The 12804-nt window shown below is 29.4% G+C and carries 16 protein-coding genes; 5 read left to right on the top strand and 11 right to left on the bottom strand.

The window, feature by feature from the left end; translation table 11 throughout:
- The first annotated feature begins 115 nt into the window (after positions 1 to 115).
- Positions 116 to 1123 carry a substrate-binding domain-containing protein gene (locus GQF29_RS09350; RefSeq protein ID WP_008790674.1) on the top strand — a complete coding sequence of 336 codons (1008 nt, stop codon included), beginning with the start codon at positions 116 to 118 and terminating at the stop codon, positions 1121 to 1123.
- A 158-nt stretch (positions 1124 to 1281) separates the two neighbouring features.
- On the opposite strand, the gene GQF29_RS09345 is transcribed toward GQF29_RS09350, so the two are convergent.
- The 11 genes from GQF29_RS09345 to folD all read right to left on the bottom strand — a co-directional run bounded on the left by GQF29_RS09345 (position 1282) and on the right by folD (position 9539).
- Positions 1282 to 1734, bottom strand: a complete 453-nt coding sequence (locus GQF29_RS09345) for a MarR family transcriptional regulator (protein ID WP_008790675.1) — start codon at positions 1732 to 1734, stop codon at positions 1282 to 1284.
- 1 nt (position 1735) lies between these two features.
- Positions 1736 to 2293, bottom strand: a complete 558-nt coding sequence (locus GQF29_RS09340; RefSeq protein WP_008790676.1) for a cyclase family protein — start codon at positions 2291 to 2293, stop codon at positions 1736 to 1738.
- Positions 2294 to 2363: 70 nt separating this feature from the next.
- Complete coding sequence (locus GQF29_RS09335) at positions 2364 to 3260, bottom strand: sensor histidine kinase (RefSeq protein ID WP_008790677.1); 897 nt, start codon at positions 3258 to 3260, stop codon at positions 2364 to 2366.
- Positions 3261 to 3275: 15 nt separating this feature from the next.
- A complete protein-coding gene (locus tag GQF29_RS09330) occupies positions 3276 to 4079 on the bottom strand; it encodes an ABC transporter permease (protein ID WP_008790678.1) in 804 nt (267 codons plus the stop codon).
- Positions 4072 to 4992 (bottom strand): ATP-binding cassette domain-containing protein, encoded by a 921-nt coding sequence (locus tag GQF29_RS09325; RefSeq protein ID WP_008790679.1) that lies wholly within the window; start codon positions 4990 to 4992, stop codon positions 4072 to 4074. Before GQF29_RS09325 ends, GQF29_RS09330 begins: the two co-directional genes overlap by 8 nt.
- 85 nt (positions 4993 to 5077) lie before the next feature.
- Positions 5078 to 5737, bottom strand: coding sequence for a response regulator transcription factor (locus GQF29_RS09320; RefSeq protein ID WP_017143978.1), 660 nt, complete (start codon positions 5735 to 5737; stop codon positions 5078 to 5080).
- Between the two features lie 138 nt (positions 5738 to 5875).
- On the bottom strand, positions 5876 to 6358 hold the full coding sequence (locus GQF29_RS09315) for a MarR family winged helix-turn-helix transcriptional regulator (protein WP_008790681.1): 483 nt from the start codon (positions 6356 to 6358) through the stop codon (positions 5876 to 5878).
- Positions 6358 to 7707 (bottom strand): MATE family efflux transporter, encoded by a 1350-nt coding sequence (locus GQF29_RS09310; protein WP_008790682.1) that lies wholly within the window; start codon positions 7705 to 7707, stop codon positions 6358 to 6360. Before GQF29_RS09310 ends, GQF29_RS09315 begins: the two co-directional genes overlap by 1 nt.
- Before the next feature lie 334 nt (positions 7708 to 8041).
- The gene (locus GQF29_RS09305; RefSeq protein ID WP_008790683.1) at positions 8042 to 8512 is read right to left on the bottom strand and encodes a GNAT family N-acetyltransferase; all 471 of its coding nucleotides are present in this window, start codon (positions 8510 to 8512) and stop codon (positions 8042 to 8044) included.
- Complete coding sequence (locus GQF29_RS09300) at positions 8502 to 8690, bottom strand: DUF951 domain-containing protein (protein WP_008790684.1); 189 nt, start codon at positions 8688 to 8690, stop codon at positions 8502 to 8504. The genes GQF29_RS09305 and GQF29_RS09300 overlap by 11 nt, the downstream gene beginning before the upstream one ends.
- Positions 8691 to 8693: 3 nt before the next feature.
- Positions 8694 to 9539 carry a bifunctional methylenetetrahydrofolate dehydrogenase/methenyltetrahydrofolate cyclohydrolase FolD gene (folD, locus tag GQF29_RS09295; RefSeq protein WP_008790685.1) on the bottom strand — a complete coding sequence of 282 codons (846 nt, stop codon included), beginning with the start codon at positions 9537 to 9539 and terminating at the stop codon, positions 8694 to 8696.
- A gap of 276 nt (positions 9540 to 9815) precedes the next feature.
- Here folD and GQF29_RS09290 point away from each other — a divergent pair, with 276 nt between their 5' ends.
- The 4 genes from GQF29_RS09290 (at position 9816) to GQF29_RS09275 (ending at position 12771) form a co-directional block, all read left to right on the top strand.
- Positions 9816 to 10640: a cation diffusion facilitator family transporter gene (locus tag GQF29_RS09290; RefSeq protein WP_008790686.1), complete on the top strand. Its 825-nt coding sequence runs from the start codon at positions 9816 to 9818 to the stop codon at positions 10638 to 10640.
- Between the two features lie 112 nt (positions 10641 to 10752).
- Positions 10753 to 11241: an RNA polymerase sigma factor gene (locus GQF29_RS09285; protein WP_008790687.1), complete on the top strand. Its 489-nt coding sequence runs from the start codon at positions 10753 to 10755 to the stop codon at positions 11239 to 11241.
- Positions 11238 to 11873: a DUF4362 domain-containing protein gene (locus tag GQF29_RS09280; RefSeq protein ID WP_008790688.1), complete on the top strand. Its 636-nt coding sequence runs from the start codon at positions 11238 to 11240 to the stop codon at positions 11871 to 11873. Before GQF29_RS09285 ends, GQF29_RS09280 begins: the two co-directional genes overlap by 4 nt.
- Before the next feature lie 19 nt (positions 11874 to 11892).
- Positions 11893 to 12771 carry a hypothetical protein gene (locus GQF29_RS09275; RefSeq protein WP_008790689.1) on the top strand — a complete coding sequence of 293 codons (879 nt, stop codon included), beginning with the start codon at positions 11893 to 11895 and terminating at the stop codon, positions 12769 to 12771.
- The last annotated feature ends 33 nt before the right edge of the window (positions 12772 to 12804 follow it).

Genomic DNA, 12804 nt, shown 5'->3' with positions numbered 1-12804 from the left:
ACAATTAATCAAGGTAATATACTAAATAAAAATAAATTTTCAACTAAATAATTTGAGAAACAATAAAATATAATATATAATATTTCATATACCTACTTTAGAAAGGAGGGTTTTCATGAAAGTTAAAGTTAGAGATATTGCTTTGAAAGCAGGTGTTTCTGATGGAACTGTTTCTAATGCATTGAACAACAGAAAAGGAATTAGTGAAGAAAAACGTGAATATATATTAAAAATTGCTAGAGAGATGGGATATTTTAAAAACAATAGCAGTAGTAATAACAATACCATTCGTTTAATTATCATTTATAAAGATGCCCATATTATAGGAGATACCCCATTTTTCTCAGAACTGATTAGAGGAATCGAAAATGAATGTAGTCTCCAAGGATACGAATTAATTATTCACCATGTTAACTCTGATTCACTACATACAGAAATTACTAAAAGTTTAAAATCAAATCAAACAAAAGGAGTACTTTTGTTAGGAACAGAAATGGATATAGATGATTTAAAACTCTTTGATAATGTTTGTACACCTCTTGTTGTATTAGATAATGAATATGATGATATGTTATATGACTATGTTGCGATCAACAATTCTGATGGCAGTTATGCTATTACAAAACTACTGATTGATAATGGGCATAAAAATATTGGACTTATCAATTCTTCTTATCAAATTAACAACTTTAAGAAAAGGAAAATGGGTTATAGAAATGCTTTGGATGATTACAATTTACCTTTTAGACCAGAGAATGAAATATTAGTCGATCCTAGTCCTGAAGGATCATATAGGGATACAGCAACATATTTAAAGGCTTTTCTAAACGAATTAAGTTTGGATGAACTTCCAACAGCTTTTTATGCCGTAAATGATAATATTGCAATTGGGGCAGTACGTGCATTTCAAGAATTAAATATAGATATTTCAATATGTGGATTTGATGATTTGCCTATTAGTAAATTATTCAATCCACCTTTAACAACTGTACAAGTTGACAAAAAGCAATTAGGAAAAATCGCAGTATCAAGATTAATAAATAAAATCAATGGTGATATAAGTCATTTAAAAATACTTGTGGCAACAAAAATTGTTGAAAGAGATAGCGTAAAAAAAACATGATTTAATCACTAATATTTACACTTAAATATATAAAGATATAAAAATTTAAATCTTATGTAATAATTAATATATCTCCTTAAAGAAAGAAAATCCTTCCAATGATAGTTCATTCCATACTACCATTGGAAGGATTGTTAATATAAAATATTATATAGTCACTATTTTTCTATACTTTTGATTTGTTCTTCTAGATACTGATTATAATCTTTCATAAATTCTTTCACATATTGAAGTTCAATGACTGGATATCTTTTAAAAAATTCAGTATCACGTTTCACCCATAATTTATGACGTTTTTGATGTTCTTTAAAGATCTTTTTACCTTTTCTTGTTAAACAATAATATTTTTCTTTTTTATTGGTTTCTTTTGTATACATTTCTATGAGTTCTTGCTTTAATAAACGTTTGACAATTTTGCTTGCTGCACCTCTCGTCATTTTAAGATGTAAAGATAACTGTGTAATATTAGCATCTTTATGATTACCAATAAAATCGATGCTATGAACATCAGAATAACCATATTGATGTAAAAATTCACTTTCTGTAAGTTTAGAAAGTTGATCCTGCTTTTCTAATTGTTCAGCAAATAGATCTAATAAATCCTGATGCATATTATACCTCTGCTACAACACGACATGGTAATCCTGTCATATCACTATAATGAACAGGATATGTATTTATATAGCAGGTCATGTGATCCTTTGAATGAAGAAAGGTTTGTAGATTACATAAATTTTCTATAACAAAGACATTATGATCAGCACAATACTGATCAATAGGCGTATGTTCTTTACCTCTGCGAATACCAGCACAATCTATTCCTATAATAGCGACTCTTTTGGCAATAAGTTTTTCTATTAACTCATTTGATAATTGTGGATGTTGAGTAAAATACTCTTTATTTCCATAGCCAACATTCTCTATAAAGCCTGTTGCAAAACCAACAAACATTCCTTCCTTAATTTGACTAAAATCAATGTCATTGAATTGAATTTCTTGTTTATTATGGACATTAAATATAACCGAAGGCAAACGCAGATATTCCAATGGAAATTCCTTATTCATGACATCAAAATGTGTCCCTAAATGCCCTACTAATGATTTTTTCTCATTTCCTTGTGCATCTATTATAAGTTCTGGTGTAATTTTTAAAGTGAAATCAACAAACATAATTCACCCTCCTTTTTTTGTTTCCTTAGATACAATATAATTTATATTTGTTTCCATGTCAACAAAAAAACTAAGATTCATAAATCCTAGTTTCATCTAATAATAATTCTATAATAAATTGATTTCCCTCAATTCTCGCTTGTACTGTTCCACCCATTTTCTCAACAAATTCTTTTACAATTGCTAAACCAAGACCAGATGATGTCTTATTTCTTGAAACATCAGCTTTATAAAAACGATCAAAAACATGTTCAATATTAGGAGGACAAGTTTCTTTTATCGTATTTATAAATTCTATTTGATGTCCCTTTTGATAAACTCTTAAATCACCTTTTCCATGTATAATGGCATTATTAATGATGTTTTGAAATACACGTTCAATAGCTTCCTGATTCACTAGACATTGAATAGCTTCATCTTCAAAATGAACTATTGGCTCTTGATGATTATTTTGAAAAAGTCCATAAAAGCTTAATAAAATATTTGCAAAGATTGGATAAATGGGAATTTCTTCTCTGTCTAATTGATAACTTTCAGATGTTAATTTGGTATATAGAAATAATTCTTCTAACATATCTTTAAGTTCTTCCATTTTACATAAAGAAATATGAAGATAACGTTCATTTTTGTCTTGATTATAACTATCTTTTATCATCTGCATATATCCAATCGAACTTGTTAATGGTGTTCTTAAATCATGTGCCATATTTTGTATTGTCATTTTGAGTTGTTGTTCAGCTTTTTGATTGATATACTGTTTTTCTTTGTAGTTATCCATCAAAAGATTTAATTGTAAATATAAGTTATGAAATTCTTGGGTATGAATCTGTGATGTCAAATGAATATGGCTACCTGTTTTGACTGTCTTCAATTGCTTAGTCAGATGTTTCATCTCATTATGACTACGTATTATATATCCAATTAAAAAAACATTTAGCATTATTGATAATACAATGAAGTAAACCATATCATTCCACCACCTTTAGATATCTTTTCTATTTAACTTTAAGGTACTTAATAATATATAAAGAAATATAAAGATAAGTACATTCACTAACATTAACAAAATAACATTGATATCAATATTCTGTACTTGCCTACTTAATAGCCCTAAATGGCTCATCAATGTATAATCAAGTATTTTTTGCCAACCAACAAAATTTAATAACGGACTTGCGATTGCCATCCAAAGACCTGTTGCATAAACAATAACAGTTCCTATACAGCCAGACTTACTCTTAAGCCATACTGTCAAAGTTGTATACATACAAACATATGCAATCGCAATAAACCATAATAGTGCAATATAAAGGAATATCTCACTAATTGTATTCCATATAAAGAATGAAGAAACACAAATATTTAATAACACAAGTTCCCCACAGCACACAAGTATAAGAAGAAGTGCATATAAACTTAAAGCTATAATTTTACTCACAACATAATAAAAACGATTAACATGTGTACTTAAAATATTTTTAGAAAAACCACATTCATTTTCATGACAGTTAAACAAAACAACGACTATTCCTATAAGAATAGCTATAAAGTTTTGAGTATATGTGAGATGAAATAAATCTATGAAAGATAAAGTTTGAGTAGAATCCATACCATCCATTTGAAAAATGAATCCACGTGCTTTCATCCAACTTTGCAAATCTGGATTTAATGCAATATACATAGCAACAAAGAAAATAAATAATAAGAATATAGATAATATGAAAATAACATAGGATGATTTTGATTTCTGTAATCTCTTTAAATCCATTCTCAGCATATTAAACATGACTTTCTCCTCCTTCCATTAAAGATAAGAAATATTCTTCTAAATCTTGGTTATGGAAAGTGGCAGATTGCACAGCAATTCCTTCATTTACAAATTCTGATATTAATTTTGATGAATCAGTATAATTGTAAATATGTAATGCTGTTTGATCTTTAACTTCATATTCTATTTCTTCTGTCATTTCTTCTAATACAAAACATGCTTTTTCAGTATTATCAACTTCAATTGATAAATACTCTTTACATTTTTCATCTAATTGATCTTTTGATATTTCTTGAATCAAAACACCATCTTTAATAATTCCAAAAGTTGTTGCTAATTTATTTAATTCACCAAGAATATGTGAACTAATAATCATTGTCATACCTTGTTCTTTATTTAATTTTAATAAAGTTTCTCGCATTTCACGAATACCTTCTGGATCTAAACCATTAATAGGTTCATCTAAAATTAAGAAATCAGGATTTCCAAGCATTGCCATTGCAATACCTAATCTTTGTTTCATTCCCATAGAAAAATTCTTAACCTTTTTTGAGCCTACATGCTCTAAATTCATAAGTTTTAAAACATCATTAATAACTTGCTTATCTACGATTCCAAGAGACAATGCTTGTAATTCCAAATTATCATAAGCATTCAAATGAGGATATAAACCTGCTTCTTCTATTAATATTCCTATACGCTGATGTGCGATCTGATTATCAGATGGTCCACCAAAAAGTTTAATTTCCCCAAAACTTGAATGTATGAGCCCTGCTATCATCTTTAATGTCGTTGACTTCCCAGCCCCATTTCTACCAATAAAACCATAAATATCACCTTTCTTAATATGCATATCCATATGGTTAACAGCATACTGTTTACCATATTGCTTGCATAACTGATGTGTTTCCACAACATATTGTGTGTTCATATCAACACCCCTTTCTTTTCTAAATATAGAATAGAATATTAAGTTTCAATAAACGTAAAGGAATGTTTAAGAAAAGTTTAAGTTTTTAATCTATAAGCTTAAATCCCATCCCCCAAACAGTCTGAATATAATGATCTGTTCCTGTTGATTTCAGTTTTGTTCGTATATTACTGATGTGGACATGAATTGTTTTGTCTCCAACTACATAATCATCTTCCCAAACATACTCATAGATATTCTCTTTTGTAAAGACCTTTTGTGGATAACGCATGAATAATTCAATAATTTTGAATTCTAGAGATGTCAAATCTATGGATTGACCTGCTGCATTTAAGGTCATTAAATCTAAATCAATTGTCCAATCTTTATAGATCAATTGTCTTTGTTTAGGTTCATATTGACGCAATTGAACTTTAATTCTAGCAAGCAATTCATGAATATCGAATGGCTTACAAATATAATCATTCGCACCTAATTCTAAAAGATTCACTTTACTCTCAATACCACTTTTTGCTGATAACACAATTACTTTAGATGTCTTCGCTAGTTCTTGAATAAGCTCTTCTCCTGAAATACCTGGCAACATTAAATCTAATAATATGAGGTCATAACTTTCCATATGTGTTAAAAGTTTACACTCACTTCCAGAAAACGCCTGATGACAATTATAGTCATAGCCTTCTAGAAATTCTTTAATCATATTATTAATTTCACTATCATCCTCAACAATAAGTATACGTTGCATCCCCATCAACCCCTTTTATTTTATTATAATATTTACTATATGATTTGTATATAATAACAACTAGATAACATCTGAATCTGCTATATTATAAAAGATTGTAGGCTACTTTTTATGGAAAGTAGCCTACATATTTTCGTATTATTTTGTTTTATGATATTTCATATGTCTTCTATACCATTCTTTTAAAACTTTATTTAACATATCATTTAACTGCTGTTGTTCAATAGATGTTAACATATCAAACATATCTTCATCATTTGATTTTTTATGTTTAATCTTTTCTTTTCCTAATGATGTTAAATGTATAATTGATTTTCTTTTATCATTTATATCTTTATATCTTTCAATGAATTGTCTTTGTTCCAGTTTCGATAATATTTCACTCAACGATCCTGCTTCAATTCCTAAAACTTCTTGTAACTGCTTTTGGGACATGGATTCATATTGAAATAATATTTCTAAAATATTTTCTTGTCCTCTTTTCTTACCTGTCTTATGCATAAGAATTTGTCCACACTTTATCAATTGACTTGTCAAATCATTGAATTGACATACCTGTTGCAAATCACTGTTTTGCTTAGAGCATTGATTTTCTTGAGCAAATCTTCCTTCTTCTTCCACTATGACACCTCTTCTACAACAAATGTCTTCATTTCTCTTCTTATAAGATACATAGTTATAAGAAATGCTATTAAATCTGCAATTGGTACCGCTATAAAAACACCATATAATTTAAATATCATGGCCAATATAAGTATTAGCGGTATTAACAACAAGCATTGTCTTAATAAATTTAAAAAACTTGATTGTTTAACCATTCCAATGGCTTGGAAAAAGTTTGCACACATTGTTTGACAACCAATAAGTGGTAAACAGATAAACCATATTCTCAATGATATACTTCCTAAATTAATAATTTCTGCTTCTTGATTAAACATAGAGATTATCATCGCAGGGAATATTTCAATAATTAAAAAACCAATAAATGCTATTATTGTTGAGCCAATGACTGTATATTTCAATGTCTCTTTGACACGATCATATCGCTTAGCTCCATAATTATAACTAATAATAGGTTGTTGTCCTTGTACCATTCCTGTCAATGGCATTAACATAAGTGTCTGTACACTGGTAATAATACCCACTGTAGATATAGCAGTGTCTCCACCATATGTCCCTAATGTTCCATTAATAACAATATTTAAAACGCTGGCTGACATCTGCATTAAAAATGCTGGTAATCCTGTTTTCAAAATCATATATGTAAAACGTTTTTTCAACTTCATATGAACTAATTTACATTGAATAAGCCCTCTCTTTCCAAATAAGAAAGCAAGTTGCCATACCATACTTAAAAATTGCCCACCAATTGTTGCAAGTGCTGCACCTTCCATTCCCATATGAAATTGAACAATGAATATATAATCAAAAACAATATTAAATCCTGCACCTAATAATTGTGAAACCATTGCATTTCTTGCATTGCCCTGTGCTCTTGAAAAGTTATTGCCACACATTGCAACACATTGAAAAACTGCTCCATACAAAATAATACTTAAATATGCCCTTGCATGCGGTAAAACACTTTCACTTGCGCCCAAGACTGTAAGTATAGGATCCATAAATAAGTTCCCAAAAATCATAAACACCAATCCAAAAATAACAGTAATCATTAAGGAATTACCTTGATAAAATTTTGCATCTTCATCTTGCTTTGCACCCAAAGCAATTGAAAATCGAGTTGCACCACCAACTCCTGCCATTAAACTTAACGCCATTAATACAAGTGTTACTGGATATGATATCGTAATTCCTGCCAATCCAATCGAACCTAGATGTGGTGCATTTCCAATAAACATTCTATCAACAATATTATATATTGCATTAACAATCATTCCAATCATAGCTGGAACTGAAAGTTCTACTAATAGTGGCAAAATTTTGCCAGTTTCCATCTTCTCTTTATTCATACATAACTTCTCCCTTTAGGTACCTAACGAATATATCATAAACTTCTTGTCTTTATTTGTCAAGATACCTAATTTATCTCATTTTACGAAGTAAAAACTATCAATTGATAGTATGATGATAGAGTTGACTATAAGGTTTATGAAATATAGATAAAGATATATAGTTATCTTAGGCACAGTCACACATCATTTCATAAATAAAAGAGAGGATAAAAGTCAAATACATTTCGTATGCATATTTTCTCCTCAAAAACTTATGCATCTCCATTACCTCAAAATCATTAGACACATCTTTAAGTTTTTTTATTAAAAAACTGTGATTTCTCACAGTTAACTATAAATCTTTTATATACCACTTATCACATGCAAAGTGTGGTCCATCTACAATTGGCTTATCTAATAATTGGAAGCCATTTTTTATATAAAACTTATTAGCAGCTACCATGTTTTCAAATGTTTCTAGATAACATTTTGAATAATGCTTTTTAGCAAAATCTAAAGATAAATCTAAAAGCTGTTGTGCGATTCCAGTTCCTCTTGTTTCCAAAAGACAATACATTTTCTGAAGTTCACAAACATCATCTTTTCCCTCAACAGGTCCAATTCCACAACCCCCAACAATGTGACCTTCATTCTCAACAACAAGATACTGCATATTCATAGGTTGATAAACCTGAAAGAATTGTCCAAGATTTGGATCTTCCCAAGCGCAACCAGGTTTATTAGCATTGAATTCAAGAAGACAGGTGCGAATCAATTGCTCAACCTCTTGATTATCTTTTTCCTCAATCAGTCTAATCAGCATGCGGAATGACCTTTTTTAAACGCTTTTCAAAATCCCTTCTAGAAAACATAATTATGGCTCCACAACCCAAACATTTAATTTTAATATCTGCACCCATTCTAATAATCTGCCATTGATTAGATTTTTTACATGGATGCTGTTTTTTCATTTCAACAATATCATTTAAATTATATTCCATGTTCTATCCCTCTCTTTGATTATAAGCTAATAAAGTATTTTCTAATAACATTGCAATAGTCATTGGCCCTACTCCACCAGGAACTGGAGTTATATATGATGCAATATCTTCAACATCTTTAAAATCAACATCACCACATAGTTTTTTATTCTCATCACGATTCATTCCAACATCTAATACCACTGCACCTTTTTTTATATAATCCTTATTAAAGAATTTTGTCTGTCCAATAGCCGCAATCAGAACATCTGCTCTTTGACATACATTTTTTAAGTTTTGAGTCCGAGAATGGGCAATTGTTACAGTGGCATTTTTTTGTAGACATAATAATGCAACAGGTTTCCCAACTATATTACTTCTTCCTACTACAACAACTTCTTTTCCAGTTAGATCAAAGCCAATTTCATCTAATAAAACCATCATCCCTTGTGGTGTACAAGGAACAAGGCCTTTTTGACCTAATAAAAGTTTTGCAACATTTGATGGATGAAAGCCATCAACATCTTTACTAGGATCAATTAAATCTAAAATTCTCTCTTCATGTATATGTGAAGGCAATGGTAATTGAACAAGTATTCCATCAACTGACTGATCTTGATTTAAACCAGTTATAACTTGGATAAGTTCTTGTTCATTTATTGTATCATCTAAACGTATAATTTCTGATAACATGCCTACATATGCACATGCCTTTTCTTTGTTTCTTACATATGTTTGACTTGCTTGGTTATCCCCCACCAAAACAACAGTTAATTTAGGAATTCTTTTTCCTTCACTTCTTAATAAATCAATTTTCTTTTTTAATTCATCTTTTCTTTTTAAAGAAATTGCTTTCCCATCTATAATCATAAAAATCCCCCCTATAATTGTTTTTATTATAATTGAATTTTAGCTTCATGTAAACTTAAACAAGAAAAAAGAAATGAACTACATATATGTTATATAATTACTTTATTATCAATTTCTATTATTATTTATTTTAAAGTATTTTGTTAATAACAAAAATTATAAATCAATTGCCCACATCTAATCACAAAATAGATTTATTTTCATAAAATATGAAAAGGAAGTGATTTTATCGAAAATATATATAAAGAAACAGTTTATCATGTTTCTGTTTTAACAATGATTGAAAATTTAATCCTCTCCATTTTTAAATTCTTAGCTGGTATTTATGGTCATTCGCATGCAATGTTAAGTGATTCTATTCATTCTATGAGTGATGTTATAAGTACTGTCATAGTCATGATTGGTGTCCATTTTTCAAGTATGAAGGAAGATAATGAGCACCCATATGGGCATGAACGAATGGAATGCATTGCTGCTATGATATTATCAGTATTATTAGTCTTCACAGGATTACAAATTGGCTATAACAGCTTATTATCATTATTTGATACTCAAACGATTATGATTCCTTCTATGATTGCGCTTATTGCCTCAGTAGTTTCTATTCTCACAAAGGAAATGATGTATTGGTATACTCGATTTCATGCCAAAAAAATTCATTCATCAGCACTTATGGCAGATGCTTATCATCATCGCAGTGACGCGTTATCATCTATTGGAAGTTTGGTAGGAATTGCAGGAGCAATGCTAGGATATACATTTTTAGATCCTTTGGCAGGTATAGTTATTTGTGTTTTTATTTTAAAGCCTGGAGTCACTATCTTTTATGATGCGACTACCAAAATGATAGATCATAGCTGTTCAAATGAAATCACCCATCAATTAAGACTTTTTATCTTACAACAACAAAATGTTGAGTGTATAGACTCATTAAAAACCAGAATGTTTGGTGAAAAATACTATGTAGATTTAGAAATTGGTGTTCAAGAAGATTTATCCTTAAAAGAAGCCCATCTTATTGCTCATAAAGTTCATGATGCCTTGGAAAAGGAATTTCCAGATATCAAACATTGTATGATTCATATTAATCCACATCTTTAAAAGTTCTGCTCAGTCATGCAGAACTTTTTAATACCTTAAAATAATATGGTAAAATAAAAAAAATGAGACATTCTATTGATTTGAATCGTGTTATAAATGAAGGAGGGATATTATGCATCAACCAAGAATCCATAGTGATGAGGAAATTATTGCCGTCTATCAAAGACATATAGATATGGTATTCAGAATTTCTTATTCATATTTGAAAAATATAGCCGATAGTGAAGACGCTGTATCAATGACCTTTATAAAATATATGAATAATGATATTGTGTTTCATTCTATTGAACATGAAAAAGCGTGGTTCATTGTCACCTGTACACACGTTTGTAAAGATATGCTTAAACAAAGATGGCGAAGACATATCTCTTTTGATGAAAATCATATTGTAAAATTGGAAACTTTTCAAATTGATCAAACATTGGAAGCCATTCTTAAATTACCAGCTCGTTATAAAACAGTTATCTATATGTATTACTATGAAGGGTATAATAGTGAGGAAATTGCAGAAATCTTGCACAAACCATCTTCTACAATTCGTAATCAATTAGCAAGAGCTAAAAAAATATTAAAAAGAAAGTTAGGTGATTTAACATTATGAATCCTATTCAAAAAGCTTACCAACACATACAAATGGACAATCAATCAAAAAAAGAAGTGCTTCAAGACATCTTATCTTCTCATCCAAAACCAAAAAGAATAAATGACCGTTATAAAATGATAACATTAAGTTGCTGTATATGTATTGCATTTATATGTTTTATCTTGTTTATGCCAAAAAAGCCAAACACTGCAAACCCATCAACACAACCTTCAAAACAAAATCAGACAAACACAAATTCTGAACTTTACTCATTACCTTCAGAAATCTCCTTAGAAGATATGAAAACATATCCATTCTATATAAGAGTCCATCAAGATGACTATCATCAAGAACTGTTAACACAATTTCTTAATCATATTGAAAATCAAGAAAAGGCTTCTCTTATTATTGTACAATATACGATTGAAGGTGATCCGATTTTGCTAGATGTACAATATCAAAATAATAAAGTCACTATTTTTTATGATGCAACTAGGGACAAATATGGAGTAGATTCAAAGATTACAAAACAGGAGTTTAAGTCTCTTGGTATATATGAAAATACACTGTATGCTTATAATGATCTCCTTAATCAAGATACTATTAACAATAATCAAGCCTATTATATAATCGATATTCAACAAAAATAAAAGATAGGAGAATGCTATTATGCGTAAAATAACTGCTATTATTTGTATCCTCATTTTCATTCTTCTTCCCACAAATGTCTATGCAGATATGGGTCCAAAGCCAAGTGTTGTTCTTAACTTTTATGGTTTAAACAATGAAAAGTGTTATGTTACCCTTCTATCAAAAGAGGATTCATCTGGTCCTTGGTCTGTATATAAAAACACAGAAGATTCTAAGCGTCTTATGGAAAATATGGATGAAAACATTTGGCAATCCTTTGTGAATTATAAAGATAATGATGGTTATTATTTTCTCCAGTTTTTTGATGAATGCACTAATAATCAAAGAGTAACCTGGGGATATCATCCACCAGAAGAATTTAAAATACTGTTATTCTTTCCAGATTCTCATCAATTTATATCTAGTAAAACCTATAAAAGATATGCTTTTGATAGTTATTATAAAGTGACAATAGATAGTCAGTCCCAACAACTTAATGTGACTTCTCAAGAATGGGATAGACAAATAAAAGTTGAACAGAATATAGCATTTGGATGGATACAAACTTCTTTATTTATCAGAATCTTACTCACTATTATTATCGAACTTATGGTTGCTAATATGTTTCATATCAAGAATCCTAAACAACGGGGACTGATTATTGTTACGAATATTTTTACACAATTGCTATTAAATGCCTTATTTAATCTTCTTCCACTTCAACAAAGCACTATTTTATTGATCTTTCATTATTTATGGATAGAATTACTTGTTATTGGTATTGAGATGGTTATTTATATACAATGTATTAAAAAATGTGGACTTCCTAAACCTTCTCATAGAAAAATACAAGTATACACAATGACTGCCAATGTTATATCATTTTTAATTGGACTTATTACCAGTTCAATGATTTAAGCCACTATCAAAATCCTCATCATAATATTTTTC

The organism is Coprobacillus cateniformis, from assembly GCF_009767585.1.
GTDB lineage: Bacteria > Bacillota_I > Bacilli_A > Erysipelotrichales > Coprobacillaceae > Coprobacillus > Coprobacillus cateniformis.
The sequence above is the reverse complement of the archived record's forward strand: the minus strand, read 5'-3'. Positions and strand labels throughout refer to the sequence as shown.